Origin of the sequence: Paraburkholderia sp. WC7.3g, from assembly GCF_050436345.1 — a bacterium.
GTDB lineage: Bacteria > Pseudomonadota > Gammaproteobacteria > Burkholderiales > Burkholderiaceae > Paraburkholderia > Paraburkholderia podalyriae.
In genome coordinates, this window is the sequence record NZ_JBNDMA010000003.1 from 223,395 (window position 1) to 250,388 (window position 26,994).

21 protein-coding genes and 4 pseudogenes are annotated in these 26,994 nt (G+C 60.6%); 14 read left to right on the top strand and 11 right to left on the bottom strand.

Going from position 1 to position 26,994, the window contains the following annotated elements; all coding sequences use genetic code 11:
• Positions 1–20: 20 nt before the first annotated feature.
• The gene (locus OKW43_RS32390; RefSeq protein WP_429452211.1) at positions 21–1,448 is read left to right on the top strand and encodes an IS4 family transposase; all 1,428 of its coding nucleotides are present in this window, start codon (positions 21–23) and stop codon (positions 1,446–1,448) included.
• 41 nt (positions 1,449–1,489) lie between these two features.
• On the opposite strand, the pseudogene OKW43_RS32395 reads toward OKW43_RS32390, so the two are convergent.
• Positions 1,490–1,624 (bottom strand): annotated as a pseudogene (locus OKW43_RS32395) (transposase domain-containing protein); the annotation flags it as partial.
• 123 nt (positions 1,625–1,747) lie between these two features.
• Here OKW43_RS32395 and OKW43_RS32400 point away from each other — a divergent pair.
• From OKW43_RS32400 to OKW43_RS32430, 7 genes and pseudogenes are all read left to right on the top strand, one after another.
• Positions 1,748–2,989, top strand: coding sequence for a site-specific integrase (locus tag OKW43_RS32400; RefSeq protein ID WP_429452213.1), 1,242 nt, complete (start codon positions 1,748–1,750; stop codon positions 2,987–2,989).
• Positions 2,986–3,567 (top strand): tyrosine-type recombinase/integrase, encoded by a 582-nt coding sequence (locus tag OKW43_RS32405; RefSeq protein WP_429452215.1) that lies wholly within the window; start codon positions 2,986–2,988, stop codon positions 3,565–3,567. Before OKW43_RS32400 ends, OKW43_RS32405 begins: the two co-directional genes overlap by 4 nt.
• Before the next feature lie 51 nt (positions 3,568–3,618).
• Positions 3,619–4,851, top strand: a complete 1,233-nt coding sequence (locus OKW43_RS32410) for a site-specific integrase (protein ID WP_429452217.1) — start codon at positions 3,619–3,621, stop codon at positions 4,849–4,851.
• On the top strand, positions 4,830–5,777 hold the full coding sequence (locus OKW43_RS32415; protein ID WP_429452219.1) for a tyrosine-type recombinase/integrase: 948 nt from the start codon (positions 4,830–4,832) through the stop codon (positions 5,775–5,777). The genes OKW43_RS32410 and OKW43_RS32415 overlap by 22 nt, the downstream gene beginning before the upstream one ends.
• Complete coding sequence (locus tag OKW43_RS32420; RefSeq protein WP_429452221.1) at positions 5,774–6,772, top strand: tyrosine-type recombinase/integrase; 999 nt, start codon at positions 5,774–5,776, stop codon at positions 6,770–6,772. Before OKW43_RS32415 ends, OKW43_RS32420 begins: the two co-directional genes overlap by 4 nt.
• 560 nt (positions 6,773–7,332) lie before the next feature.
• Positions 7,333–8,334 carry a tyrosine-type recombinase/integrase gene (locus tag OKW43_RS32425; protein ID WP_429452223.1) on the top strand — a complete coding sequence of 334 codons (1,002 nt, stop codon included), beginning with the start codon at positions 7,333–7,335 and terminating at the stop codon, positions 8,332–8,334.
• A gap of 113 nt (positions 8,335–8,447) precedes the next feature.
• Positions 8,448–8,600: pseudogene (locus OKW43_RS32430) on the top strand (transposase domain-containing protein); the annotation flags it as partial.
• 143 nt (positions 8,601–8,743) lie between these two features.
• Here OKW43_RS32430 and OKW43_RS32435 read toward each other — a convergent pair.
• Positions 8,744–9,787 (bottom strand): IS110 family transposase, encoded by a 1,044-nt coding sequence (locus tag OKW43_RS32435; protein WP_429452225.1) that lies wholly within the window; start codon positions 9,785–9,787, stop codon positions 8,744–8,746.
• A gap of 812 nt (positions 9,788–10,599) precedes the next feature.
• Between OKW43_RS32435 and OKW43_RS32440 the strand changes: the two are divergent.
• A pseudogene (locus tag OKW43_RS32440) lies at positions 10,600–11,115 on the top strand (AbiJ-NTD4 domain-containing protein); the annotation flags it as partial.
• Between the two features lie 174 nt (positions 11,116–11,289).
• Positions 11,290–12,090 (top strand): annotated as a pseudogene (locus OKW43_RS32445) (Tn3 family transposase); the annotation flags it as partial.
• 1 nt (position 12,091) lies between these two features.
• Here the strand turns inward: OKW43_RS32445 and OKW43_RS32450 are convergent.
• The 5 genes from OKW43_RS32450 to OKW43_RS32470 form a co-directional block, all read right to left on the bottom strand.
• Entirely contained in the window at positions 12,092–12,283 is a 192-nt protein-coding gene (locus tag OKW43_RS32450) for a hypothetical protein (RefSeq protein ID WP_429452227.1), read from the bottom strand.
• A gap of 88 nt (positions 12,284–12,371) precedes the next feature.
• Positions 12,372–12,731, bottom strand: a complete 360-nt coding sequence (locus tag OKW43_RS32455) for a DUF4148 domain-containing protein (protein WP_429452229.1) — start codon at positions 12,729–12,731, stop codon at positions 12,372–12,374.
• Positions 12,732–12,954: 223 nt separating this feature from the next.
• Entirely contained in the window at positions 12,955–13,914 is a 960-nt protein-coding gene (locus OKW43_RS32460) for a dimethyl sulfoxide reductase anchor subunit family protein (protein WP_429452231.1), read from the bottom strand.
• Complete coding sequence (locus tag OKW43_RS32465) at positions 13,911–14,753, bottom strand: 4Fe-4S dicluster domain-containing protein (RefSeq protein WP_429452233.1); 843 nt, start codon at positions 14,751–14,753, stop codon at positions 13,911–13,913. The genes OKW43_RS32460 and OKW43_RS32465 overlap by 4 nt, the downstream gene beginning before the upstream one ends.
• Positions 14,754–14,763: 10 nt before the next feature.
• Positions 14,764–17,688 carry a molybdopterin oxidoreductase family protein gene (locus OKW43_RS32470; protein WP_429452235.1) on the bottom strand — a complete coding sequence of 975 codons (2,925 nt, stop codon included), beginning with the start codon at positions 17,686–17,688 and terminating at the stop codon, positions 14,764–14,766.
• 71 nt (positions 17,689–17,759) lie between these two features.
• On the opposite strand from OKW43_RS32470, the gene OKW43_RS32475 reads away from it, so the two are divergent.
• On the top strand, positions 17,760–17,909 hold the full coding sequence (locus OKW43_RS32475; protein WP_429452237.1) for a hypothetical protein: 150 nt from the start codon (positions 17,760–17,762) through the stop codon (positions 17,907–17,909).
• A gap of 10 nt (positions 17,910–17,919) precedes the next feature.
• Positions 17,920–18,837, top strand: a complete 918-nt coding sequence (locus OKW43_RS32480) for an NAD(P)-dependent oxidoreductase (RefSeq protein ID WP_429452239.1) — start codon at positions 17,920–17,922, stop codon at positions 18,835–18,837.
• Positions 18,838–18,889: 52 nt separating this feature from the next.
• On the opposite strand, the gene OKW43_RS32485 is transcribed toward OKW43_RS32480, so the two are convergent.
• The 3 genes from OKW43_RS32485 to sauS form a co-directional block, all read right to left on the bottom strand.
• Positions 18,890–20,272, bottom strand: a complete 1,383-nt coding sequence (locus tag OKW43_RS32485; protein WP_429452241.1) for an MFS transporter — start codon at positions 20,270–20,272, stop codon at positions 18,890–18,892.
• Positions 20,273–20,439: 167 nt separating this feature from the next.
• Positions 20,440–22,095 carry an AMP-binding protein gene (locus OKW43_RS32490; protein ID WP_429452243.1) on the bottom strand — a complete coding sequence of 552 codons (1,656 nt, stop codon included), beginning with the start codon at positions 22,093–22,095 and terminating at the stop codon, positions 20,440–20,442.
• Positions 22,092–23,537: an acylating sulfoacetaldehyde dehydrogenase gene (gene sauS, locus OKW43_RS32495; protein WP_429452245.1), complete on the bottom strand. Its 1,446-nt coding sequence runs from the start codon at positions 23,535–23,537 to the stop codon at positions 22,092–22,094. Before sauS ends, OKW43_RS32490 begins: the two co-directional genes overlap by 4 nt.
• Before the next feature lie 214 nt (positions 23,538–23,751).
• Here sauS and OKW43_RS32500 point away from each other — a divergent pair, with 214 nt between their 5' ends.
• On the top strand, positions 23,752–24,516 hold the full coding sequence (locus OKW43_RS32500) for an IclR family transcriptional regulator (protein WP_429452247.1): 765 nt from the start codon (positions 23,752–23,754) through the stop codon (positions 24,514–24,516).
• 174 nt (positions 24,517–24,690) lie between these two features.
• Positions 24,691–25,443, top strand: a complete 753-nt coding sequence (locus OKW43_RS32505; RefSeq protein WP_429452249.1) for an IclR family transcriptional regulator — start codon at positions 24,691–24,693, stop codon at positions 25,441–25,443.
• Between the two features lie 4 nt (positions 25,444–25,447).
• Here OKW43_RS32505 and OKW43_RS32510 read toward each other — a convergent pair whose 3' ends face one another.
• On the bottom strand, positions 25,448–26,974 hold the full coding sequence (locus tag OKW43_RS32510; RefSeq protein ID WP_429452251.1) for a PLP-dependent aminotransferase family protein: 1,527 nt from the start codon (positions 26,972–26,974) through the stop codon (positions 25,448–25,450).
• Between the last annotated feature and the right edge of the window lie 20 nt (positions 26,975–26,994).

Consider the following 26,994-nt stretch of genomic DNA (forward strand, 5'->3'; position numbering starts at 1 on the left):
ACGTTTCATGTGCGAGCGATATGGCCGGCAAACGACAGGCGGACGAACGAAGTTGGCTCGGCGAAGAAGTTCAGGCAAGCGAATTTCAGGATACCAGACTACGGAAGCGTTTTGGCGTTGTGCTGGAACAGTTGTGGGCGGGCATGGGCCAAACGATTCCCTTCGCTTGTCAGGATTGGGCCGCGACCAAAGCGGCGTACCGGTTCCTGTCTAATGATCGCGTCAGCGAACAGGACATCCTGAGTGGTCACTTTCAGGCGAGTGCAGATCGTTTCAAGGCAACGCCAGGTCCTATTCTCGTGCTGCAAGATACGACAACGTTCTCGTATCAGCGCGAGCGCCCGGAACTCGTTGGCTACACAGGGAAGACATCTGTTCAGCATGGCCGACATGGTTTGTTGCGGCCGCTCACACAATGCGGAATCCTGATGCATTCGAGTCTGGTTGTCACCGCCGAAGGATTGCCGCTGGGTCTGGCAGCGGTGAAGTTCTGGACCAGGCACAAGTTCAAGGGCACGGCGGCGCTCAAGCGGCACATCAATCCTACACGGGTACCCATTGAGCAGAAGGAAAGCTATCGCTGGCTGGAGAACATGCGTCAGTCAACGGCGCTGCTCGGCGATCCTGTGCGCTGCATTCACGTGGGCGATCGGGAAAGCGACATTTATGAACTGTTTTGTACGGCGCATGAACTGTCCACGTACTTTCTCGTGCGAACCTGTGTTGACCGGCTTGCTGGCGATGGCCAGCATACCATCGCGCACGAAATGGAACAGGTTAAGGTTAAAGGATTGCATCGCGTCGAGATTCGCGATGCGAAGGGGCGCCCAGCGACAGTGACGCTTGAGCTTCGTTACCAGCGAATCACAGTGCTACCGCCTATCGGCAAGCAGAATCGTTATCCCGCGCTGCAGCTCACAGCAATCCACGCGCATGAGCGCGATGTACCGCCCGGGCGCGCCGGCATTGAATGGAAGCTGCTGACCAATCTCCCCGTCCAGTCGCGTGCGCAAGCAATCGAGAAGCTCGACTGGTATGCCATGCGCTGGAAGATCGAAACGTTCCACAAGATTCTCAAGTCGGGATGCAAGGCGGAGGACTCGAAGCTGCGCACAGCCGATCGGCTGGCAAACCTGATCTCGATATTTTGCATTCTCAGTTGGCGCATATTCTGGCTGACCATGATTAGTCGTTGCGCGCCACAAGCTTCGTCTGAGACGGTGTTCACATCAACCGAAATTGAACTGCTCGAGCGACTCATCCCAAACCTCCCGCCTACGGCCCAGGGGCCACCGCTCTTACGAAACCTCATCCGGGTCGCACGCCTTGGCGGTTATCTGGCCAGAGCCAACGACGCGCCTCCCGGCAATACTGTTATGTGGCGCGGCATGCAGCGCCTTACCGACATTCAACTCGGATATGAGCTCGCCCGGAACGGATGTGGGTAATTGCAAGGGCACCAGCGACGTATTGACTGGGGCCTTGAGTTTCAGACCACGGTGCGGAGCTGATCGGCAACGACCCACGGCGCCAGTTCGTCGATGCGGTTAATCGCATGGTCGGCGATGCGTGCGAGCACGAAGCGCAGATACGCCTCGGGATCGATGCCGTTGAGTTTTGCGGTTCATGCCGAATTCCGCGCTATGCCGAAGCAGTTCGTATCATTCACTCCTGGTCATGCGATGCGGTTTGCGCATTCGGCATAGCCTGAGGCTCTCTCCTGTCATTTTGGCGGGAAGGAGTAGACATGACCATCGAAGCGTATTACGACAGTCCCAAGATGCTTAAACGGCTTCACGAAGGGCCGTTGGGAGTTCATATCGATCTGTTCGCAGCGCGGTTGCTGCGAGAGGGACATTGTCGACAAGGAGCATGGCGCAATCTTCGCGTGGCTTGCGACTTCAGTCACTGGCTCGCACGTAAACGGCTTGGGCTAGGCGACATCAATGAGCAATCGATAGACGAGTATCAGAAGTTTCGTCGCCGATATCGATGTCCATTCCTCAGTGATCGTCCCGCATTGATTCGACTGCTCGGCCTGCTTCGGGAGATCGATGCTGTTCCTGCCAGGCCACCTCGCGCGCGGGACGAGCTCGAACAGATAGTGGAGGACTTCAACCGGTATCTGATTCAGGAGCGTGGATTGACGCATGTATCTGCCGTTCGCCATGTCCCTTTCGCTCGGCAGTTTCTGCGGGAGCATTGCCTGTCTGGGTATCCGCAAATCACCAGCCTGACTGGTTCGGACGTCATGACATTCATCGAACGTCATGCAAGAGACCATAGTCCGCAATCCGCAAAACATATGTGCTCGGCCATTCGCGCGTTCATGCGCTTTCTGCAATACCGAGGGTACATTGCCGCCGATCTAGCGAGCTGCGTACCAGGTGTGAGAGCGTGCCAGCTCACATCCCTTCCTACCTATCTGCTGCCCGACCAGGTCCAAACCGTGCTCAATGGCTGTGACCGGCATACTCCCGTCGGACGCAGAGACTACGCGATCTTGTTGTTGCTTGCTCGCCTTGGACTGCGAGCAAATGAGATTGCGTTGCTGACGCTCGATGATATTGACTGGCGTATTGGCCAATTCGCCGTTCACGGCAAGGGAAGGCGACGAGCTGAGCTACCGTTGCCGGCGGAGGTTGGCACCGCAATGGTGGACTACCTAAAGCACGGGCGGCCGCAATCCGGGAGCCGACGCGTGTTTCTCCGGCACCTGGCTCCGCACATCGGGTTTGCGTCGTCGTCGGCGGTTTCCATGATCGCCACGATGGCGCTCACACGCGCGGGAATCGATAATGTTTCGCACAAGGGCGCACATCTCTTCCGGCATAGCCTCGCGACTCAGTTGCTCCGAGCCGGAGCGTCATTGACACAGATCGGTCAAGTTCTCCGTCATCAGGATCATGACACGACCCGAATCTATGCGAAGGTCGATATGGCTTCGCTGTGCACGCTTGGCCTGCCGTGGCCGGGAGGTGTGCGATGAACACTCTCTCGCAAGCGCTTCGGCAGTACGTGCTCATGCGTCGTGGTTTTGGGTTCAAGTTTGAGAACCAGGAGAAGCGGCTAACGAGCTTTGTCCGTTTTATGGATGGCCGCGCCGCTACCATTATCACGCACAAGCTCGCTCTTGAGTGGGCAATGCTGCCTATAGACAGGCGCGCGTCCTGGGCGTTACGTTTAACGGATGTGCGCGGATTTGCACGCTATCGGCGCATTGCGGAAATCAGGACAGAAGTGCCACCGTTGGGCATTCTTGTTGGCCCCTCACGCCCGAGACCCTATCTCTACACCGACGTAGAGATACAGAAGTTGTTGACGGCTGCGTTAGAACTTCCTCCAGCAGATGGCTTGCGTCGGTGGACGTATCACTGTCTGTTCGGACTGCTGGCCGTGACTGGACTGAGGATCGGTGAAGTACTTAACCTGCGACGAGAAGACGTTGATCTGGAGGACGGCGTTATCACGGTCCGCGACACCAAGTTCGGCAACTATGCCGCGTCCCTGACTATGTCCGACATTGACATAGAATGCCGCAAATCAAGCCCGATAAACGAAAAATGATCGGCATAGTCTAACCGTTGCTAGACCCGCTTTTACGAGAGGCGCACGGTCATGGACAAGTTGTGCTCCAAAGCGCGATCGCACGCGCTTGATGCACCGGAGGGGCCCCTTGCTGAACACCTCGGTGCATTTGAAAGTCTGCTGCGTCATCAAGGATACGCACAGGAGTCGATTCGTAGACACCTGCGCCTCATTGCCGATTTCAGTGTATGGCTCAAGCGCAAGAACATGTTGATCGAGGATGTGGCTCACGAGGCTGCGCAGCGTTATCTTCGCTACCGAGCACACCATCGCAGTCGTCGGAGAGGCGAAGAATATACGCTAAGACGCTTTGTGCAATTGCTGCAAGATAACGGAATCGTTGCAAGGGACGCACCCATTGCGCTGACACCAGTTGAAAAAATCGTAAGCGAATACGCGTTGTACCTGCACCAGGAGCGAGGCTTGGCAGCTACGACGTTCAGGACATATCGGTGGTGTGCGTGTTTGTTTTTAACAAAGCAATACGGTAATGGGATAACGCGACTTTCTGAACTCCGCGCCCGTGAGATCATCGACTTTGTTCAGTACGAGGCCGCTCAAAGTCCAGCACGTGCGAAATCGATCACAAAGGTGTTGCGCTCGCTTTTGCGGTATGCGCGCTATAGGGGCTTTATCAAGATTGATCTCGCAGCAGTGATCCCCAAGGTTGCTAACTGGTCAATGGCGTCAATCCCCAAAGCGATATCCCCTGATCATGCCAGGCAAGCGTTAGCCAGTTGCGACCGCCACCGTCCAATCGGGCGCCGGGATTATGCGATTCTGCTCCTCCTAGCCCGGCTGGGATTACGGGCTGGCGAGGTGGCTTCGTTGACGCTGGATGACATCGATTGGGAAGCGGGCACGTTAAACATTCACGGAAAAGGCGGTCAGGAGTCGCCCCTGCCATTACTCGCACCGGTGGGTGAGGCGATCGCTGACTACCTGAAAAGCGGACGCGCCGCTTCTGAAAGTCGGAATCTCTTCCTGCGAATAAACGCGCCGATTCGTGGCTTCAAGACGGAAAAAGCGGTAAGCAACGTAGTCAAATATGCTTTGGAGCGGGCTGGTATCGATTCACCGAGAAAAGGAGCCCATCAATTCCGGCATGCGCTAGCGACGCAGATGTTGCGTCAAGGATCCGCGCTGGCCGAGATTAGCGAAGTCCTGCGCCACAAGAGTCTCGACTCGACGAGAATATATGCCAAGGTCGATCTGGATTCACTGCGGACGTTGGCGCTGCCATGGCCGAGGGCGCGATCATGAGTACGTTACGCAAATCGATGGATGAGTACTTGACCATGCGTCGGCGCTTGGGATTCAAACTCCATGAAGCGGGCCAACGGCTGGAAGGCTTCGTCCGCTTTATGGAGCAGCGTCGTGCCTCTCACATTAGCGCGTCACTGGCGTTGACCTGGGCACGAGAATCCCCGTCGGTTCAACCAGTGATCTGGGCTCAGCGATTAGGTGTGGTACGTGGCTTTGCTTGCTATCTGAGTGCCTTCGATTCACACACTGAGATCCCACCGGCCGGACTGTTGCCGCACCGGTATCATCGGCGCGCTCCTTACCTTTACACCGACGAGGAAACCCGAAGAATATTAGCTGCTGCGTTGGCCCTTCCACCGGCATCGGGACTCCGGCGGTGGACTTATTTTACGCTGATCGGTCTGCTAAGCGTCACGGGATTGCGCCCCGGTGAAGTGGTCAATCTCGAACTTGAAGATGTTGACTTGAAAGAATGTGTGCTGACAGTGAGGGGAAGCAAACATGGTAAATCGAGGTACGTACCTATTCATTCCTCCACTCGAGATGCACTTGCAGACTATCTTCGACGTCGCGAACGATGTCTTGCCGGGGGTCCGGAAACCCATTTGTTCGTCACTTCGCAAGGCAAACCTCTCAGTGGAGGAATGATCTCCCATACATTTACGGCACTCACACAGAAAATCGGTATCCGAGATTCAACAAGAAGCGCTCCGCGACTGATTGACTATCGCCATTTATTCGCGGTCACGACACTGGCGAGATTGGCGCGATCTGGTAAAGACCCTGAGCATTGGTTACCGGTGTTGTCGACCTTCCTCGGCCATCAATGGACGAAGGATACGTACTGGTATGTAGAGCAGCACCCAGAGCTCATGAAGCGGGCGATGAAGCGCCTGGAGCGTCGTTGGAGGGATGTGTCATGAAATCTACCGTCAGTTTCCCAGCACTATTGCAGCGGTTCTTTACGGAACGCCTCATGCAACAGCGGCAGGCCAGTCCGCACACTATCAGTTCCTATCGGGACTCGTTTAGGCTGCTGCTGCGATTTGCCTACAAGCGTCTGCACAAACGGCCGGATCATCTGGCATTTGAGGACATCAATGCGCCGCTTGTGACGGCATTTCTGAATGATCTTGAGAAGACCCGGGCCATCAGCGCCCGCACCCGAAATCTGCGCCTGACGGCGATCCGCTCCTTCTTCCGGTACGCGGCGTTCGAGGCACCCGTGTATTCCGCGCAAATCCAGCGCGTGCTGTCGATGCCCGGAAAGCGCTACGATCGCAGGCTCATTCACTTTCTGACGCGGCAGAAAGTCAAGGCGCTGCTTGCCGCACCCGATACGCGCACCTGGTGTGGTCGCCGCGATCATGCTTTACTCCGACTCGCGGTGGAGACCGGACTGCGTGTATCGGAAATGACCATCCTCACATGCGAGGATGTGACTCTCGGCGCAGGCGCGCACGTTGATGTCGTGGGCAAAGGTCGAAGACAGCGCGTTACCCCCTTCAGCAAGCAGACTGCCGTTGTACTCAAAGCCTGGATGAAAGAGCCTCGCATCCCTCTCGAAGACGCGCTGTTTCCAAGCGTTCGAGGGGGGCATCTCAGTCCGGACGCGGTGCAACGTCTTCTGAAAAAGTACACCGCCCAAGCTGCCAAGGGATGTCCTTCGCTGCGAAAAAAACGAGTGACGCCGCACGTGCTAAGACATACGGCAGCCATGGAACTGTTGCAAGCCGGCGTGGATCCATTCAACATTGCCCTGTGGTTGGGCCATGAATCGCTCCAGACAACCCAGATGTGCCTGGATGCTAGTCTGGAGCTGAAGGAAAAGATACTTGCCAATGTCGGACCACATGATGGCAGGCCTGTGCGATACCGGCCTGACAGTAAGCTCGCGACGTTTCTCAAAGGTCTTTAGCTGTTAAAACTATGCCGATCCGAAAGACTCGTGAGCGTGGTCTTACTGGCTCTTCACAAGCATCATCGTGATCCCAGTCCAACCCTGATCGGCATTGCCATGAATTCGGCATAGTTGCCGCTACGCCGCTAGCGGCGTAGTTGAAAGTCACGCCTTGTCCCGGTCCACCACACAACCAGAGCCGTATTGGCGCACTATGCGCAGCGACGAGACGCGCACATCTGGCCGCCGCACAGTCCATACTTTTTCGTCGCTGAGCAAGGTGGAAAACTGCTGCACCAATACGTTCATCCGGTATTTTTGAAGCTTTCACGACGAACGGGGCTTCGAAGCCCCGATGCCCATTCCGGTCCTCGTCTGCATGACTTCCGGCATCGCTTCGCAGTTCAGACGCTGCTCACCTGGTATCGATCGGGCCAGAGCGTCGAATCATGGTTACCCGTGCTGTCCACGTACCTGGGGCACACCTGTGTGCGCGACACGTACTGGTACCTGTCGGCGTGTCCCGAATTGATGGGGCTCGCCGCGCGAAGGCTCGACGTGCGCTGGGGAGCCCCATCATGAGACCAACCCACATCCTGCCTGCGTTGATCGAACGCTTCTTCACAGAGCGATTGATGCGGCAACGCGACGTCAGCCCACACACTATCGCATCGTATCGAGACACGTTTCGTCTATTGTTCAAGTTCGCACAAGTCCGCCTGCGTAAGCCGCCATCCAGCCTCGATCTGTGCGATCTTGACGCGCCGCTGATTGCCGCGTTTCTCGAAGATCTGGAGACGCAGCGATCAGTCAGCGTGCGGACACGCAACCTCCGTCTAACCGCGATTCGGTCCTTCTTCCGCTTCACCGCATTCGAGGAGCCTGCATACGCCGCGCACATCCAGCGTGTACTCGCGATACCTACCAAGCGATACGATAAGCAACTCGTTCAGTTTCTGACACGCACCGAGTTCGAAGCGCTTCTTGTTGCTCCTGATAGAACAACGTGGCTTGGACGTCGGGACTATGCTTTGCTATTGCTCGCGATCCAGACGGGGTTGCGACTCTCCGAATTGACAGGGCTTGATCGTGATTCGGTGCAATTGGGTCGCGGCGCGCACGTTCGCTGCCTTGGCAAGGGGCGCAAAGAACGATGCACGCCATTGACAACGCATACCATCGCCACGCTCAAAGCCTGGCTGCAAGAGCCCCCGCGTAACGGCGCGCACGCGTTATTCCCTAATATAAGCGGCGGTCGGCTCAGCTCTGACTCTGTGCAACATCTTCTGGGCAAGTATGTATCCACCGCGAGTGCCTGCTGCTCGTCCTTGACACGTAAGCGAATCACGCCACACATCCTCAGGCACAGCGCTGCAATGGAACTGCTTCATGCCGGCGTCGACTGCTCCGTCATTGCATTGTGGTTAGGACACGAATCGGTCGAAACCACTCAGGTCTATTTGCACGCTCATTTAGCCCTCAAGGAAGCCGCGCTGGCTAAAGTCAAGTCTTCGAACGGTAAACCAATGGGTCGATACCGTGCAGGCGATAAACTACTTGAGTTCCTAACCGCGTTGTGAAGAGTCCGACTATGCCGGGCGCGACCGATGTATGATCGGCAGCGAGGTCGCTTTTGCGGTGCCCAAATCGCCATCAGCACCAGCCGTTCGGCATAGCACAGGATTCGGCATGAACGTGCAAACTCAACGAAGTCAACCCACGTGCCTACCTCAAATACGTGCTCACTCATATTGCGGACCACAAGGTCAACCGCATCGACGAACTGCTTCCCTGGAACGTGGCCGACAAACTGAAGCTGGCCGCTCCGCTCACGTCCACGGTTTGACCCGGTAAATCCAGATAGATCGTGGCCACGATCATGGAACGATCTTCACGTGGTCTACGCCGGACCTACCCACGCTCTCACATCATGCCCCACGCGCGCGCGAATCGGGGACCGGCCCTGCCGAGCCGCTTACGCTGAATCTGTCAATCCGTTACGCTGGATCGTGCAGGTACATGGCTAGCCTGAAAGGCCTGGTTTCGTATCCGCATGGCCCATGCCGTCCGTGCATTCTTTGCCGCGAGCGCCACGGCAGCGATGTTTTTGTGTCGGCGTCGGCACAGTTTCATCAGCCATGAATCAGCCATCACGGTCTTGGCGGCTGCCATGCGGATAACCGCACGGGCGCCGTGAATCAGAAGTGTTCGCAATGCCGTATCGCCGCGCTTGCTGATGCCCAGCAGGCGTGGGGTTCCGCCCGAGGAATGTTGCCGCGGCACCAGACCCAGCCAGGCAGCAAGTTCCCGGCCGCTGCGAAAGGCTCGGGCGTCGCCGATTGACGCTGCCAGGGCCGACGCGGTGAGCGGGCCGATTCCGGGTATGGTTTCGAGAAGTTGCCCGGGCGCATCGGTCCGGTGGATTGCGCGGATACGACCTTCCAGTTCGGCCACTTTGTTGCCAAGCTCGCGCAAGTGGTCGACGAGCATATGGATTAACGCCCGGAACGGTTCGCAATACTCACTGTTACGGCTGGAAAGAGCCTCCATGGCCCGTTGCCCCAGCAGCCGGATACCTTGTGGCAGCACGATACCGAATTCGCCCAGAAGCCCTCGGATCTGGTCGGCCAGTGCTGTGCGCGACTTGACCAGCCCGGCGCGTGCGTGATGCAGCGACAGCATTGTCTGTTGCGCCTGCGTCTTGACCGGTACAAAGCGCATGTTCGGTCGTTGTATCGCCTCGCAGATTGCTTCGGCGTCGGCCGCATCGGTCTTGTTGCTCTTTACGTAAGGCCGCACGAACTGCGGGGCAACCAGTCGAACGGTGAGTCCGAGCTTCGCGAACTCGCGGCCCCAGTAGTGCGATGAGCCGCACGCTTCCATGCCGATCACACACGGGTCAAGCGTTGCGAAATACCGGAGTACATCCGTGCGTCTCAACTGCTTGCGCACAACCATGTGGCCTTGCGGATCCACTGCGTGAAGCTGCAACACATTCTTGGCCAGATCCAGTCCAACAGTCGCTATGTTCATGATGAACGCTTCTTTGCCGTGGACGTCACGACTTCTCCACTTTGGCATAAATCCTTTCGCCGCTTAGCGGGAGTCGTCCATCACATCAGGGCCTCTCCCGGTCCGATCGCGTGCCGAGGCAGTCCAGAAGCTCGACTGGTACGCCATGCGCTGGAAGACTGAAACCTTCCACAAGATTCTCAAGTCCGGATGCAAGGCGGAGGAGTCGAAGTTGCGCACGGCCGATCGGCTTGCGAACCTGATCGCCGTGTTTTGCATCCTGAGCTGGCGCATATTCTGGCTCACCATGATCAGCCGGTGTGCGCCGCGAGCTCCGCCTGACGCGGTGTTTACATCAACCGAAATGGAATTGCTCGAACGCGTAGTCCCGGACTTGCCGCCTGCCGCACAGGCGCCCCCGCTCTTGCGAAACCTGATCTAGGTCGCACGGCTTGGGGGCTATCTGGCCCGAACCGGCGATCCGCCTCCAGGCAATACCGTTATGTGGCGTGGTATGCGACGCCTCACCGACATTCAACTCGGTTATGAACTCGCCCTGAATCGAAGTGGGTACTTGCAAGCCAAGTGAGCCGCTTACGGCGTGTGGGCAAACTGTGCAGAAGTGTGGGCAACGGATGTTTGTTGTCCACACTTCTGCACAGTTTGTTCACACAAAGGCGGCGCGACGGGTATTGATGAAACCGCGGTTTTGATGTCTGAATGGCTGAACTCGGTGGGTTTCGAGATGTCGCGCCTCGCGGATATTTTGTGCGGCATCGTCTTACCCTGGGCAGTGGATCGTCGATGAGAGATTTTGATAGCAAGGATGGTCGATGACTGACTACTTCAGCGATCGGGAGCTCGGGCCACGGCCGAGGACCGAGCAGGAGATGAGCCCTGTGGCGTGGGCGGGCATCATGGTGCTTACGGAGTTGCTGGCGAACAGCGGTGCCTTCGGGGACAGCTTTCCCGAACGATGTCCGGACGGTCAGGCCATCTGTGGCAGCGACACCCTCGGCCTGAAGAGCGCCATTGAAGCCGAGATCCACGGCCTGTCATGGCCGCTGGCAACCGACCAGGAGGTCGACGAAGGGTACATTCGCATCCGAACGCAGTGGGCTCCTGCGACCCTCGTGGCACTCGACTTCGTCGAGTTCGTGTGGCGCAAAGTAGCTCAACCCATCGCCGGTAAGCATCACGACTTCTTCCAACACCACCACCTCACGTTCGACGTCGAGGTCGGTCGGGCGGCATTCCGCGCGGACGTGAATCGCATGCTCGCGCGCAATGGAATGGCCTATGAACTGGGCGAGGACGGCCGGATCGAGCGCGTGTTGCCTGCCGTCCTTGGCGAGGCCCTGACGCGGACGTACTTCCGCACGGGCGACAGAACGATGGACGTGATGCTCGAGGAGAGTCGGACGAAGTTCTCCGACCCAGATCCGCTGATCCGCCGGGAAGCGCTCGAGCGGCTGTTCGATTCCTGGGAGCGCATCAAGTCGCTGGCGGATACCAACGAGTCGAACAATACGTCCGACATCCGTCCGCAGGTCCATTCCACCGACACGCACGGCACCAACCAGGTGAACTTCTGGACCCTGTATACGTTCGACTATCAGTTTGCGCCGCGTTATCGCGATCTGCACAAGAAAATCGGCAGCCTCGTCGGCCCGCATCCACCGGGCCACTACGGAAGCTGGGTGATCAGACCCTCGCGCAAGGCCTACGACGATCTGATCGTCCCGGAATGGCCCAACGTCCAGCGCATCATGGTCTCGCTCGCGCAAAAGGATGTCACGCAAGCCACGATCGTGAGGAAGCTCAGCAGCTACGTGCGTCAGAACCAGACAAAAAAGGCGCTCTGGGAACTCGACAACCTGTGCCGTACGCGCTATATCCTCCGGTTCATCAATGACGTCAACCTGCGTCAGGCCGTGCAGAAGGCCCTGAACCGCGGCGAAGCGTACCACCGCTTGCGTCGTGCGATCGCGTACGTCAACGGCGGCAAGCTGCGCGTCCATACCGAGGCCGAACAGCAACTCTGGAACGAGTGTTCACGCCTGATCGCCAACGCGATCAACCACTACAACGCAGCGCTCCTTTCACGTGTGCACGAGCAGAAGCGTACCGCAGGCGACCACGCCGCGATGGAACTGATCGCCAGCATGTCGCCCGTCGCCTGGCAGCATGTCAACCTGTTCGGCTCGTTCGAATTTGGCCCAGCGGGTGCCCCCATCGACATCCACGTGCTCGCCGCGTATTGCGACGATCCGGCGTATTGGGCCAAGGTACTGGAAGCCGCGTCTGGACCCGACGAGCGCTAAATTACTGCGGCGAAAATCCCTCAGTCCAGCGCGTTTCCCGCGCTAATACGCCTCTGAAAACCAAGCCTGGAAAGGGTTTGGTGAAGATTTTCAGTTTTCGGGGGATGGGCAAAATAGCCTTCGTGACAAGGTCCATGCGCACGCAAATTTCGCCGGTCCCGCCTTGTGACAGCACCTCACCGCGCTCGCTCATGAGCTCGACCCGGACCGACTTCGACGGCCCAACTGAATGGTCGCAACGCCCATCCGATCAGCCGTCCCCAAGCCATATCAACGCCGCGTTACTCGCCTGCCGTGGAGATGCTTCCATCCGCCTTCCACGCCTGTTCTAACCGCAGGAAGTGTGCGCGGTTGCGCGCTATCGTCTCGGCGCTGGCGGGGGAGTCTCCCCTACGTGTCGGATACAGGCCGGCCTCTTCGGCCTGCATGAGTTCCGCGCGAACTTGCGCCCGGGTCTCGCCCGAAATTGGGTTGACACTAGCAACGTGAGACGCATCCGGGTCGGCGCCCACAGGCGCCGCACTGGCCCTGTCCGAATCCATCCATCTGCCGCTGATCAATTCTACGACCTGGCAACATAAGCACTGCTCGCATAACGAGAACGTTTTCGCTGCGTGCCTTTCCGCGACAAAGCCATTCATGATTGCCTGAGCAATCGATGTCCTCTTCTTCTGTCGTCAGCGTTGTCGCACGGTTTGCCGCTCGATGTTTTTGACCGGGACAAAGCGCATGTTTGCGCCGGGCGACTGCTTCGACAATCGCCCCGGCATCCATCCCATTGCCTTCGCGCACCGTATTTCAGGTCGTCAGTTGTGCGGCACTGGTGCGATAAATTCGGCTCGGGCTTTGCACACCGGTCCACTCTCAGGAAACTTGCCGGTAGTACAGATTCTGAGGATGTCGGGCTTCCGCGAAAAAGAACCAGCGTTCCGCGACGAGCCCCGCATACTGCACTGCGCACGCGGCACACATCAGCCACACCGACGTGGCGAAAGAAGACGAGCCACCACACAGCGCAATCAGCACGAACGGCACGGCGAACGCGGCGACAAGGAACGCCCATTTGACGTGGCGCAGTGTTCGCTGCGTCTGCCCGTGAAAAAACTCGCGCAGATTGAATGCGCCTGCCGTGAAGCCCCGTGATTTCTGCACGAGCTTCGCCGATTTGATACCCGTCGCGCTCTGCACCGTCGATTTCGGCCGCAACCGTGCATTGCGCACCAGCGACGCAACACGGGTCGCACACCCGCCAAGCGTCAGCGCGCAGGCACACGCTGCGAGCGTGGCCACGAGCGACGGTGCGAGCCACGCCGCGCAAGTCGTAGCCAGCGTGAAACCTGATGCGCAGCCAAGCAGCATGAAGTTCACCATCGTGAGCGGCGTGGCCCATTCCTGCAGGAAGCGCAGACACGCATAAATCATCGCGGTGCACACGAACAACGCGACGCTCGCAAGCGCACCGAACGCCCCGATTGCCAGCGACCACGGCGAGCCAAACCAATGCGCGACGCCGTACGCGAATGCGCAGGCAAGGAACACGGGAAGCGCCACGCATTCGCGGGAAAGCCAGGACGTGCGCCACATTGCGATCGCACGCCAGGCGCGCTCCGGATGTCCGAGATGGAAGAACGAGGCCAATAGACCCAGCCCGCCAAGGACGACCGCCAATGCCGCACCCAGTACAAAGAACATCTGCGGCGGCGGCGAGCTTGCCGCAATCAGCCCAAGGCGCATGGCGCACTCGACACCGAACAGCGCGATCAACAAGCCCTGCCCTGCACCGCTCAGCGTAGTCAGGAACACGACCGAAAATGCAGGCTTCATGCGTGCCTCCCAAGACCCAGAATATTGAATACGCGTCCCATCACCCCGGACGCCGCTTGCCGCTCGTCAGCGTGGAGTTGTTCTTGCTCCGGTTTTGTATTGAGGGTGGCCGTTGTACGTAGCCCCTCATTCATCCCGGAATTTAGCCCTGTGTTCAGATCTTCCGCGGATACAGTCTCCGTGCCGCCAGACTTGCACGAACACGACTCGCTGCCGCATGAACCGGTCTTCTGACGTGGCAGATAGTGATTTGCCGGCTTGGTGTCCCACTCCGGCATCAACTGATACCCGCCGCGCTCGCGAATCGCTTGCGACACCACCGAATCCGGGTCGTGAATATCGCCGAAGAGCCGCGCGGAGGTCGGGCAAGCCAGCACGCAGGCTGGCTTGCGGTCACGTTCGGGCAGTGCCTCGTTATGGATGCGGTCGGCACACAGCGTGCACTTGGTCATCTCCTTGCGTTCTTCATCGAGCTCGCGAGCACCGTAAGGACACGCCCACGCGCAGTACTTGCAGCCGATGCATTTGTCGAAATCGACCAGCACCAGGCCATCTTCCTTGCGTTTGTAGCTCGCGCCGGTCGGACACACCGGCACGCACGGCGGATCTTCGCAGTGCAGACACGACTTCGGAAAATGAATCGTGTCAGTGAGCGGAAACTCGCCGGCTTCGAAGGTCTGCACGCGGTTGAAGAACGTGCCCGACGGATCGGCGTCATAGGGACGAAGGTCGGCGAGACTGCCCGCCTCACCGGACGTATTCCATTCCTTGCAACTCGTTACGCACGCATGGCATCCCACGCAGACGTTAAGGTCAATTACCAGCGCCATCTGTGTCATGAGAGGCTCCTCATCCGTTACGCTTCGAGGTACTGCGCAGGCGCGCCGCGAACTCGCCGCGCCCGGCAAAATACGTTTGCACGATGCGTTGAACGACACCGGTCGAACCCGGCAGCGCCTGCATCGGCGCGAACTGCGGCAACGTGTGGTCCGCGTCGGCCTCGGCCGGATAGATCCGCACGCGCACGTCGTACCAGGCCGCCTGGCCCGTGATCGGATCGGAATTCGAGGTACGCGCCGCGTGTTGCGCCGAGCCCGGCAGTTCGTCCGTGATCAGGTGATTCAGCAGGAAGCCACGTTGCGATTCATTGGCATCGGGGCCAAGATTCCAGGCGCCGGCCGCCTTGCCGATCGCATTCCACGTCCATACCGTGCCGGGTTCCACCGCCTCGCTATAGCGCGCCATGCAGCGCACCTTGCCCCACTGCGATTCGACGTAAATCCACCCGCCGTCTTCAATACCGTTTGCGCGCGCCATCAACGGATTCATGAACAGATAGTTCTCGCCATGAATCTGCCGCAGCCACGCATTCTGCGAGTCCCACGAGTGATACATCGCCATGGGCCGCTGCGTGACGGCGGCGAGCGGATAGCGCTCGAGATCGGTGGCTGCGAGTTCGAGCGGTTCGTACCAGAACGGCAGCGGATCGAAGTACCGCTCAACACGTGCACGTAGATGGTCGGGCGGCTGGCGCCCGGTGGTTTTGCCTTGCGCCGCAAGGCGGAATTTCTGCATCACGTCGGAGTAAAGCTGGATCAGGATCGGTGTGTCGAACTTACGGAAGCCGTGTTCCACCGCCCACTTCAGATAGGGTCCATTGACTCCGCGCATGTATTGCAGCGCCTCTGGCAGCGTGTAGTGGAACACGCAGTTGTTTTTCGCGTACTGCTCCCACTGGTTTGGATTCGGCTCGCCCACCAGCGCCTTGTCGCCGTTCTTGCCACGCCAGCCGATCAGGAAACCCACGCCCGAGTCCGGCGCGGTCTGGAAATTGACGATGAAGTCGGGATAGTCGCGAAATTTGCGCGTGCCCTCAGCCGTCGTGAACGCCGGCAACTTCAGACGGCTCGCCAGTTCGATCAACACTTCCTGAAACGGCTTGCATTCGCCGGTCGGCGGCACGACCGGTATGCGCACCGAATCCACCGGGCCGTCGAACTCCGAGATCGGCCGGTCGAGCACCGACATCGCGTCATGCCGCTCCAGGTAGGTGGTGTCGGGCAGGATCAGGTCGGCGAACGCGGTCATCTCCGACTGGAACGCATCACAGACCACCAGGAACGGGATCTTGTATTCGCCGTCATCGCGCTTGTCCACGAGCATCTTGCGGACTTCCACCGTATTCATCGACGAGTTCCATGCCATGTTGGCCATGAAAATCAGCAGTGTGTCGATCGGGTACGGGTCGCCGCGCCATGCGTTGGTGATCACGCTGTGCATCAGGCCGTGCACGGCGAGCGGATATTCCCACGAGAAGGCCTTGTCGATACGCGCCGGTTCGCCCGCGGCGTCGATGAAGAGGTCTTCGGGCGCGGCCGGCCAGCCGAGCGGCCCTGTCGCCAGCGGCGTATTCGGACGCACGGTGTCGGGACTGTTGGGCGGTTTCGCCGACGGCGGCACCGCGCGCGGGTACGGCGCCTTGTGCCGGAAGCCGCCCGGTGTGTCGATCGTGCCCATCAGCGACATCAGCACGGCCAGCGCGCGAATCGATTGAAAACCATTTGAATGCGCCGCCAGTCCACGCATTGCGTGAAAGGCGATCGGGCTGCCGGTGACCGTCTCGTGGGTTTCGCCCCACGCGTCAGTCCATTGGACCGGCAACGTGATCTTGTGATCGCGCGCTGCGTCCGCCATCTCGCGTGCAAGCCGCCGGATAGTGTCGGCGGGAATACCGGTGATCTGGGCCGCCCACTCCGGCGTGCAATCGATCACGCGCTCGCGCAGCAACGCAAACGACGGCGTCACCGGCGTGCCGCCGTCGAGCGTATATTTTCCCGACATAGCCGGCACTGCGCCGCGCGTGTGATGCAATACCGGGCGTTGAGTGTTCTGGTCCCACCATAGGTGGTTTTGCGGAAACAGCGGATTGTCTTCAGGTGCCTCGGAGTCGCGCACAAACAGGCCAAAGGTATCGGCATCCGCATTCATGTCGAGCAGTTCGCCGGCGTTCGTGTAGCGTGAGACGAACTCATGGTCATAGGCGTCGCTCTCGATCAACTCACGGATCAACGCCATGAACAGCGCACCGTCAGTGCCGGGACGAATCGGCACCCATTCGTCGGCTATCGCGGCGTACCCGGTGCGAACCGGATTGATCGCGATGAACCGGCCGCCCGCGCGCTTGAACTTCGACAACGCGATTTTCAGCGGATTCGAATGGTGATCCTCCGCGGTGCCGATCATGAAGAACAGCTTCGCGCTGTCGAGGTCCGGGCCGCCGAACTCCCAGAACGAACCGCCGATGGTGTAGATCATGCCGGCTGCCATGTTGGCGGAACAGAATCCGCCGTGCGCCGCATAGTTCGGCGTGCCGAACTGTTTGGCGAAGAGCCCCGTCAACGCCTGCATCTGGTCGCGCCCGGTGAAGAGCGCGAATTTCTTCGGATCGGTGGCGCGCAAATGGGCAAGGCGCTGTTCGAGCGTGGCGAACGCCACCTCCCACGACACAGGTTCGAACTGCGCGCTGCCACGCTCCGCGCCCGCTTTGCGCATCAATGGCTGAGTCAGGCGCGCGGGCGAGTACTGCTTCATGATCCCTGAGGAACCCTTCGCGCAGATCACCCCTTGATTCAGCGGATGGTCGGGGTTGCCGTCGATATAACGCACCTCGCCGTCGCGCAGGTGCACGCGGATGCCGCACCGGCACGCGCACATGTAACACGTCGTCGTTTTCACCTCGAGCTTTTCGTTCTGCGTGCGCGCGTGGTGTTCCATGTGTGCCTCCGTTAAAAATCTCCGTGACCGCAGGTTGGACCACGGCAATCGCTGTCACCATCCTATGAGCGATGGATGCCAAAGAAAAATCGCTATTTCATATCGAATTCATCGCCCCGACCGATAATTGCGTTTGCCGGGTCGGCTGGCTGGCCATTCGTGCCGGATCGCGCGGGGTCCATATCACTGACATAATGGATTTCCCCAATCTCGCCCCCTGAAGGAGTTCCAGTGAACATTCCAGCCGCCCCCTCTTCGAGCGACGCAGCGCGTCGCGTCACCTTCCTCGGTCTCGGCGTCATGGGTCATCCGATGGCCGGGCATCTGGTGAAAGCCGGCCTCGAGGTGACGGTCTACAACCGTACCTGGACGAAAGCCGAGCAATGGGTCTCCGAATACGGCGGACGCGCGGCGCGCACACCGCGCGAAGCCGTCGACGGCGCCGATCTCGTACTCGCGTGCGTGGGCAACGACGACGACCTGCGCAGCATCACGCTCGGTGACCAGGGCGCGTTCGCGGGCATGGCGCGTGGCGCGGTGTTCGTCGACCATACGACGGCATCGGCCAACGTCGCGCGCGAACTCGCGGAGATCGCCGGCCAGCAAGGCCTGCATTTCATCGACGCACCGGTCTCCGGCGGCCAGGCTGGCGCGCAGAAAGGCATGCTGACCATCATGTGCGGCGGCGACGCCACGGCGTTCGGACGCGCCTCGGCAACGCTTGACCACTATGCGACGGCCGTGACGCTGATCGGCCCGGCGGGTGCGGGTCAACTGGCGAAAATGGTCAATCAGATCTGTATCGCCGGCATGGTGCAGGGCCTGTCCGAGGCCATCAATTTCGGCGAGCGCGCGGGCCTCGACATGGGCCTCGTGCTGGAGGTGATCGGCAAAGGCGCGGCCGCCAGCTGGCAGATGGAAAACCGCGGCAAGACGATGATCGAAGGGAGGTTCGACTACGGCTTCGCGGTCGACTGGATGCGCAAGGACCTCGGTTTCTGCCTCGACGAAGCGAAGCGAAACGGCGCGTCGCTACCGGTTACCGCCCTCGTCGACCAGTTCTATGGCGACGTGCAGGGCCTAGGCGGCAACCGCTACGATACGTCCAGCCTCATCTGGCGCCTGCGCAAGCTCAACCCCGCCGGCTGACACCTGGCAGGCGCCTTCCCAACAGCCGCCGAACGCGTCACCTACCGGCCTCTCACTTACGCCACCGCAACGGTCGGCGCAGGTGATGCCGCTCCAGCCGCACCGCAGAGCCCGCGTGAAGAAACGCGGGCATGCCGCCCAGCCCGAGCCCCTCCTGCCGCTCGCGCTCTTCGTCGGCCTCGACCGTCTTACCCGTATCGATGAAGAGCGCCGCCACGATACCCACGGCCAGCAGGCACGCAGAAATCGTGAACGGTACGTCGTAGCTGCCGGTCGTCGCGATCAGGTAACCGAACACGACCGGCGAGACCATGCCCGCCACGCCGAAGCCCGTGTTCATCATGCCGCCGGCAGTACCCGCATATTTGCCGGCGATATCGAGCGGCAAGGTCCACAACACGGGATTCGTGATCTCGAGGAAAAAGAACGACGCGGACAGGAACAGCACCGCCATCAGCGGGTTGGTCGCGGATATCATCGGCAGAAGAAAGATAAGCGAGCCACCCATGCCTACCACCAGCACGGCACACCGCGCAAAGCGCAGGCGGCCCGTGAGCCTGTAAAGCCGGTCCGACGCCACGCCGCCCAGGGTATCGCCGATCACCCCCGCGAGCAGCGGCAGTGCGGTGAAGAGCGCCAGTTGTTTGAGATCGAAGCCGCGTGACTCCTTCAGATACGACGGCAGCCAGGTCAGATAGACCCAAAGCAGCCAGCCGTAACAGAAGTCGACGAAGGTGACGAGCCACATCCGGCGGATCAGCTTGCGCCACGGCGTGGCGGTATGTTTTGCGCGGTCGCAATCGCCGGCGCGATAGCCGATCTCCGCGGTTTCCTCGGGAGTGATGCGCCGGTTCTGCTCGGGCGAGTTCGTGAAAACGCAGAGGTAAAGCACCGTCCATGCGAGACTGGCCACGCCGAGCAGAATGAACGCATCACGCCAGCCACCCGCCACGACCACCGCGAGTACGAGTGGCGGCGTCACGGCGCCTCCCAGACGCGCGAAACTGTGCGTGATGCCTTGGGCAAAGCCACGCTCCGCAACCGGCATCCAGTAGGTAAATGCGCGCGTGGCGCTTGGAAATGCACCGCCTTCACCGATCCCGAGCGCGAACCTTAGCGCGACGAGCATCACCACACTGCCGGCGAACCCGGTGGCGAGCGTCGCCACGCCCCAGATCAACGACAGCACCGTCAGCACCAGTTTCGGCCCGTACTTGTCCGACAACCATCCGCCGAGGATCTGCATAAACGCGTACGGATACGCAAATGCCGAGAACACGAGACCGAGCTGGACCGTCGTCAGCCCCATTTCGTGGCGAATCAGGGGGCCGGCCACGGCGATGTTCACACGATCGATGTACGAAATGAAATACATCAGGCACATGACGGCCAGGATGATGTGGCGCGTCTTCACACGCCGCTTGCGCGTTTCCATGCTGTCTCCTGTCTCTCTTATGTGACCGCCGTGACGTCTATTGCGGCTGTTTGCCTGCGACGTCCGGGCAGTTCGAACAGTACGGCGGACTGGGTCCGCTCTCTCGCTCTCATACGTTGCTTCGCGCTGGCCGGGCGCTGCCGCGGCCGGCCCGTTCGCAGCAGCCGTTAGGGCGGCACCAGCTTGAGGCGCTGAACCTTGCCCGAAGGCCCGCGAGGCAGTTCCGCGACGAAGTGGAACGCCTTCGGCGTCTTATAGCGGCCCAGTTCGCGCAGACAGTGCGCATGCAGATCCGCTACGTCGAGCGCGCCTTGTCCCTCCCCGGCGCGTGGCACGACAAAAGCAACGATTTCCTGGCCGTATGCCGTATCCGGCACGCCGACCGCCGCCGCATCCAGCACGCCAGGGTGCCTGAGCAAGGCTTCGTCGATCTCCCGCGGGGCGATGTTTTCACCGCCCTTGATGATCAGTTCCTTCGCCCGGCCGTTGATGTAGAAGTAGCCGTCGCCGTCGCGATACCCGAGGTCGCCGGTGCGCAGCCAGCCGTCATCGGTGAAGGCCGCACGGGTTTCCTCGGGCCGCTTGTAGTAACCGCTCATGACCTGCTCGCCTCGCAGCACGAGTTCGCCGCACTCGTGGGGTGCGCACTCGTGGCCGTCCCGCCCAATCACTTTCGCTTCGCATCCCGAAGGAAGACCGATACTGCCGATTCTTCGCGACGCCGCTTCATAGGGATTACAAAATACGGGTGCAGCCGTTTCAGTCATGCCCATGGTTTCGATGATGCCGATGCCGAAGCGCGCCTCGAACGCGCGGTGATGATCGATGGGCAGCGCCGCCGAAGCGCTGCGGCAGAATTTCAGCGCGGACAGATCGAACGTGCGCGGTTCGTCGTTGTTGAGCAGATAGGCGACGATCGTCGGCACCACGTTGATCCACGTGCAGCCGTAGCGCGCGACGTCGCACCAGAAGGTGCGCGCGGAAAAGCGCGACGTCATGACCACCGAGCCACCGTGAAAGAGCGGCGCGATCAGGGTCACGACCAGGCCATTGATGTGATAAAGCGGTAACGCGGCGAGAACCCGGTCGTCGGTGCCCAGGCGGTGTTCGGAGGTGATGTTCCGTGCGTTGGCCAGCAAGTTTCGATGCGTCAGCAGAACGCCCTTCGGTGCGCCTGTGGTGCCAGATGTGTACATCAGTAGCGCCACGTCCGCGTCTGGTTCGGGCGCGCACGAATGGGCCGCATCGCGCCTTAGCACCGAGACGCGCGGCGCCGTTGCCGGCTGCGCAGCGGCGCCTGCGGTCGCTTCCGCCAGAGCCGGCTCGGTTTGCAGCAATGCGGGCGGCTTTAGCGCATCCGGTTCTGTTTGCACGAGCACGATGTCGTCGGCAAGACCTTGTTCGTGCAAGCCCGCGACGGCCACGGCGACAGCGCCGCGCGTCTCGCGCCCGGCAAAAATCATACGTGTGTCCGAATGCTCGACGATGTAGCGAAGCTGCGAAGGTTGGCACAGCAGATTGAGCGGGTTGGCGACGAGCCCGCTATACATCGCGGCAAGCAATAGCCTCGCGGTCTGGATGCCGTTGCCCATGAACACCGAGACGACATCGCCCGGCCGCAGGCCGGCTTCGCAAAAACGTGCTTCCAGCGCGCGGCAGTCGTCGCGCAGTTCGCCGAACGTCAACGTGTTAGCGCGTGCATCGGCGACACTGTCGGAGGCCCCGCTTTCCTCGCCTTCGGAAGCCGCCAGCAGGAATGGTTTATCCGGAAACTGCGCAGCACGCGCGTCGATCAGCGTGCGGATCGTCAGAGGCGGCTTCATCGACCATATCTCCTGAAGAACTCGCCGAGCAGGTCGTCGGCCTCGGGCACGCGCTCCTCGATCGGGTACGCGACGCGCGTGACATTCAGGTACTGGCGAAAGTTCAGGTTGCCGGAAAAATTGTTGCGGCCCCACGTCCCGCACCCCATCGACAGCGAGAACGGCAAGCCGTTATCGAAGTTGCCGCCCGTCGCGAAGCAATGCGCCTGATTCACGATCACGCGCGCAACCGGCAAAGTCGAACCCAGTAACACAGCCTGCTCGGGATCGGTGGAATGCAGGCCGACCGAATGCCCGGCTCCCATGTAGGCGTAAATGCCGCGCACGATGTCGGACGCGGCGTCGAACGTCTCTGCGCGATAAACGGTCAGAACCGGCGCGAGCTTCTCACCGGAAAATGGGTAGTCCGCGCCGAAGCCGGTTTCCTCCACCATCAGAAAGGCGGGCTCACGTGCGGCAATCTCATCGAGGCCCGCCGCGCGTGCAATCGACGCAGCGGATCGTGCGGTGCATTGTTCGGACAGCTTGCCGTTCATCCACATGGCGGTCTGCAGCCGTGCCTTTTGCGCGCTGTCCAACAGCATGCCGCCGCACGCGGCCAGTTCGCGCAACATGGGCGCGTACACCGCATTCTCGATCACGAGGCTGTTCTCGGATGAACAGCTCGTCGCGTTATCAAAAGTTTTCGAGCTGGCAATCTTGTGCGCTGCATTGTGCAAATCAGCAGACGCCGTCACGATCGAACCGACGTTCCCTGCCCCTACACCGAACGCAGGCGTCCCGCTTGCGTAGGCCATTCGTACGTTCGCCTGCGACCCGGTCGCGACGACCAGATCGGCCTGACGCATCAATTCCGCCGTGGCCGCCTTGCTAATCGGCGCAGGCAACATCTGGACGAGGTCCGCGGGCAGACCGGCTTTGGCGAATTGCGCGTGGATGAACTCGATCAGCAGCGCGCAGGACGAATAGCCCTTTGGAGAAGGCGCGACGATGATCGCGTTGCCGCATTTGAGGGCGTTGACGATCTTGTTGACCGGTGTCGCCGCGGGATTGGTCGATGGGGTGATCGCAGCGACCACGCCGACAGCGCGCGCTATCTCGACGATGCCGGTTGCCGTATCGCGCGCGATGACACCGCTGGTCTTCTGTCCGTGCAGATCGCGCAGCAACCCGAGCGTCTTGCGATAGTTCTTGCGAAACTTGTCGTCCGCGTTGCCGAGACCGGTGTCGTGCACTGCCAGTTCGGCAAGCCGCCGGTTGCGCGCGGGCTCCATGATGGCCCACGCTGCGGCGTCGGCGGCGGTATCGAGCACGTCTTGTCCCGCGAACTCGAAGCCGCGCTGCGCGGCACGGGCACGGGCGACCAGAGCCGCGACGCTGCGCCCGACTTCGCCGTCCGCGCGCTCACGCGCTGCTTCGGGTTCTGTGGCCCTGACGTTCATAAGGTTCACTCCGAGTGGAAAGGATTGGCAGTAGAGATTCGCTGTAGAAGCAATCTAGCCAGCCACGTCTCGTTCGGAGTCCCGTTTTTTGAACCATCCCTTGCACCACGCTCGCGAGAATCGAAAAGTGCGAAATTCGGGACTTTCCATAGTCCCGAAAACCGATCAGGTCGATGCACAATCCAACTTACAAATACGATGGTGAGGAGACGAAGTGTCGACTTCGAATCAATCGAATGCGGCGGCCGTGCGTGCGTTTCGCGTACTCGAAACGTTGGCGGAGGCAGGCGCCCCGCTTTCCATGACGGATCTCGTGAAGGCGCTGGAGTTGCCGAAGCAGACCGTGCATCGCATCCTCGTGCAGTTGATGGATGCATGGCTTGTCACGCGCAGCGCCGGCGACCGGCTCTATGAATGCTCGCCGCGTGTGCGCATGCTCGCCGTCAACGTGCTGATGCATGCGGGCCCGGCGGCCGCCCGCCATGTATTGCTCGAACAGCTGGTGGCGAAAGTCGGCGAGACATGCAATCTGACGATGCTCTCCGGCAACGACGTGGTCTACATCGACCGGGTGGAAACCGAGTGGCCGCTGCGCATGCACCTTCAGCCGGGCTCGCACGTTCCGCTTCATTGCTCGGCAAGCGGCAAGTTGCTGCTCAGTTTTCTGTCGAAGGACCGGCGGGAACGGGTCATCGAAACCTTGCCGCTGCGCGCCTATTCGGAACGAACCATCACCGACCGTGAGGCGTTACGCAAGGAACTGGTCACGACGCGGCGGCGCCAGCTCGCGATCAACAATCAGGAACATCTGCAGGGGCTCATCGCCATCGCCGTGCCCGTCATGCTGGACCGCAATCGTGCGTGTGCGGCGATTGCCGTTCAGGCTCCGGTCGGCCGGGTCTCGCTCGACGATCTGCTGGCCTTCCTGCCCGATCTGAGGCTCGCTGCCGAGGAAACCGCGAAAACCTTCCGGATGTAATCCCGCGCTCAACGGAGGGGTTGAACGTACGGTCACGCACCTTCCCAGCCAATTCCGGAAAACGGGACGATGCAAACCAAAGCCTACCGCCCGAAACACCGAAATTCCGCGAAAACCCGCTTCGGGAAAGGCGCACTGTACAATGATGCCGATCCATTTTCCGGAACGGCAGACATGACTAAAGCGGATACTCCTACCCTGCGCGCGTTCGCGCTGCTCGAGCATCTCGTCAACGCCGAAGGTCCGGTGTCGCTCGCCGACATTGCACAGGACGTCGATCTGCCGAAGGCTTCATTGCACCGCATGCTGGCTTCGCTGGAGGCAGGCGGCCTCGTGATCCGTGAGCCGGGCCAGAAGAACGCCTATGTGATTGGGCCGCGCCTTGCGCAACTCGGTCTTGGCGTCATGATGCATTCGGGTGCGCGCCGGCTGCGGCATGCGATCCTCTCGCATCTCGTCGCCGATCTTGGCGAGACCTGCAATCTCACGATGCTTCATGACACCGAGGTGCTCTATCTCGACCGCATGGAAGCACCGTGGCCGTTGCGGCTCGATCTCAAGCCAGGCTCACACGTGCCCGCGCACTGCAGCGCGAGCGGCAAGCTGCTGCTGGCGATGCTGCCGCGCGAGCAACGCAGCGCGATCGTGCGCACGCTGAAGCTCGAACGCTTCACGCCGAACACCATCACCGATCCCGAACTGCTGGAAGCGGAGCTCGACCGCACCGCGCACAAGCGCATTGCGATCGACAACGAGGAGTTTGTGGCCGGCATTGCGTGCGTGGCTGCGCCGGTAATGGGCGAGAACAACGCGTGCATCGCGGCAATCGCGGTCCATGCGCCGGTTTCACGTGCGCCGCTTTCACGCGCGCTCGAATTCGTTCCGCGCCTGCAGGAAGCAGCGCGGGAGCTCGCCAAAACGTTCTAGCCGCTTATGCCTCGGGCCGCTGCGCGCGCACGAGTTCCGCGAGCAGGCGCACACCGGCATCGATCTTTTCGAGCTTGATGGCCGAAAAGCCCATCCGGAAGCAGTGATTCTGCTCCAGTCCGGTCATGAAAAAGACGTGACCCAGTTCGATCAGGACGCCGTGGGCTTGCGCCTCCTCAGCGAGCCTGGTCGCGTCGAGCCAGAGCGGCCCCTCGACCCAGCACGACGCGCCGCCGCCAAGCGGCACGTAGCGCGCTTCGGGCAGATAAGTGTCGAGCGCCGCCATCAGCGCCTGTGCCCGCTCCCGGTACGCGTAGGCGAGCCGTCGCAATAGCGCGTCGTGATGCCCCAGCGCGAGGAAGGTGGCAAAGGCACGCTGAATATAGGCTGCCGGGTGGCGCACCATCAGGCGCCGCAGCGCGCGCAGTTCGCGCACGAGCTCGCGCGGTCCGACGATATAACCGAGCCGCAACCCAGGCGCAAAGGTCTTCGACAGACTGCCGATGTAGATCACGCGATCCGCCGTATCCAGGCTCTTCAATGCGGGGTGCGGCGCACCGGAGAAGTTGTTCTCGCTCTCGTAGTCGTCTTCGATCAGGACGAAGTCATGCTTCTGCGCCAGTTCGAGGAGCGCATGCCGGCGCTCGATGGGCATGGTCGCCGTGGTTGGGCACTGGTGGCTTGGCGTGACGTAAACGTAGTCGCATTGCTCAAGCAGATCGGCGTCCTCGACCGGACGCACACCGCCGTCATCGACCGGCAGAGGCTGCAGCCGGGCATTGCGGTTCTCGAAGATATTGCGGGCATCCGGATAGCCGGGATTTTCAAAGCCGATCGTGGTCCGCTCGCTCGCCAGCAGGTCCGCGATGAGATACAGCGCCTGCTGGCAGCCAATCGTGACCACGATCTCATCGGGCATCGCAAAGACGCCACGCCGCGGCAGGACACGCGTGCGGATCTGCTGGATCAGCGTATCGTCGTCGCGCTCGATCAGGTCCGGCGCCCAGTTGCGGATCTCCATGACCGACAGCGCTTTCATACAGCATTCGCGCCAGTCATTCGTCGGAAACAGCGACTGATCGAACTGTCCGTAGATAAACGGGTACTCATAGCTCAGCCAGTTGCCCGGCTTGACGATGTTGCGCTGGGCGGACGGGCGCCTGCGCACGCGCTGGTCCCAGTCCGGCCGGGCGAGCACTTCGTTGGCCGGCTGGCTCGGGACCGTCTGCAGCGGAGAAAATCCGTGGCGCCCCTCGAGGATGGCCGGATTGACGAAGTGCCCGCTACGCTCGCGCGAGATCAGATACCCCTCTTCGACCAGTTGCTGGTACGCCAGCACGACGGTGTTGCGGGCCACGCTCAACTGGTCGGCCAGTTCCCGGCTGGATGGCAACGCGTGATCCGGCAGCAGCTGGCCGTCGAGGATCGCGGCCACCAGCATCTGGCGAATCTGGCCCTGCAGGCTCATATTCAACTCGGGTGAACGCTGGAACCGTTGGGTCCATAAGGCCACCGAGGTACGACTGGACATGCTTTCTCCTGAGTTTTGGG

Bases quoted from the DNA above. Each gene is read 5' to 3' on its own strand.
- OKW43_RS32390 (WP_429452211.1), top strand. From the start codon at position 21: ATGGCCGGCAAACGACAGGCGGACGAACGAAGTTGGCTCGGCGAAGAA.
- OKW43_RS32400 (WP_429452213.1), top strand. From the start codon at position 1,748: ATGACCATCGAAGCGTATTACGACAGTCCCAAGATGCTTAAACGGCTT.
- OKW43_RS32405 (WP_429452215.1), top strand. From the start codon at position 2,986: ATGAACACTCTCTCGCAAGCGCTTCGGCAGTACGTGCTCATGCGTCGT.
- OKW43_RS32410 (WP_429452217.1), top strand. From the start codon at position 3,619: ATGGACAAGTTGTGCTCCAAAGCGCGATCGCACGCGCTTGATGCACCG.
- OKW43_RS32415 (WP_429452219.1), top strand. From the start codon at position 4,830: ATGGCCGAGGGCGCGATCATGAGTACGTTACGCAAATCGATGGATGAG.
- OKW43_RS32420 (WP_429452221.1), top strand. From the start codon at position 5,774: ATGAAATCTACCGTCAGTTTCCCAGCACTATTGCAGCGGTTCTTTACG.
- OKW43_RS32425 (WP_429452223.1), top strand. From the start codon at position 7,333: ATGAGACCAACCCACATCCTGCCTGCGTTGATCGAACGCTTCTTCACA.
- OKW43_RS32435 (WP_429452225.1), bottom strand. From the start codon at position 9,787: ATGAACATAGCGACTGTTGGACTGGATCTGGCCAAGAATGTGTTGCAG.
- OKW43_RS32450 (WP_429452227.1), bottom strand. From the start codon at position 12,283: ATGAGCGAGCGCGGTGAGGTGCTGTCACAAGGCGGGACCGGCGAAATT.
- OKW43_RS32455 (WP_429452229.1), bottom strand. From the start codon at position 12,731: ATGAATGGCTTTGTCGCGGAAAGGCACGCAGCGAAAACGTTCTCGTTA.
- OKW43_RS32460 (WP_429452231.1), bottom strand. From the start codon at position 13,914: ATGAAGCCTGCATTTTCGGTCGTGTTCCTGACTACGCTGAGCGGTGCA.
- OKW43_RS32465 (WP_429452233.1), bottom strand. From the start codon at position 14,753: ATGACACAGATGGCGCTGGTAATTGACCTTAACGTCTGCGTGGGATGC.
- OKW43_RS32470 (WP_429452235.1), bottom strand. From the start codon at position 17,688: ATGGAACACCACGCGCGCACGCAGAACGAAAAGCTCGAGGTGAAAACG.
- OKW43_RS32475 (WP_429452237.1), top strand. From the start codon at position 17,760: ATGGATGCCAAAGAAAAATCGCTATTTCATATCGAATTCATCGCCCCG.
- OKW43_RS32485 (WP_429452241.1), bottom strand. From the start codon at position 20,272: ATGGAAACGCGCAAGCGGCGTGTGAAGACGCGCCACATCATCCTGGCC.
- OKW43_RS32490 (WP_429452243.1), bottom strand. From the start codon at position 22,095: ATGAAGCCGCCTCTGACGATCCGCACGCTGATCGACGCGCGTGCTGCG.
- sauS (WP_429452245.1), bottom strand. From the start codon at position 23,537: ATGAACGTCAGGGCCACAGAACCCGAAGCAGCGCGTGAGCGCGCGGAC.
- OKW43_RS32505 (WP_429452249.1), top strand. From the start codon at position 24,691: ATGACTAAAGCGGATACTCCTACCCTGCGCGCGTTCGCGCTGCTCGAG.
- OKW43_RS32510 (WP_429452251.1), bottom strand. From the start codon at position 26,974: ATGTCCAGTCGTACCTCGGTGGCCTTATGGACCCAACGGTTCCAGCGT.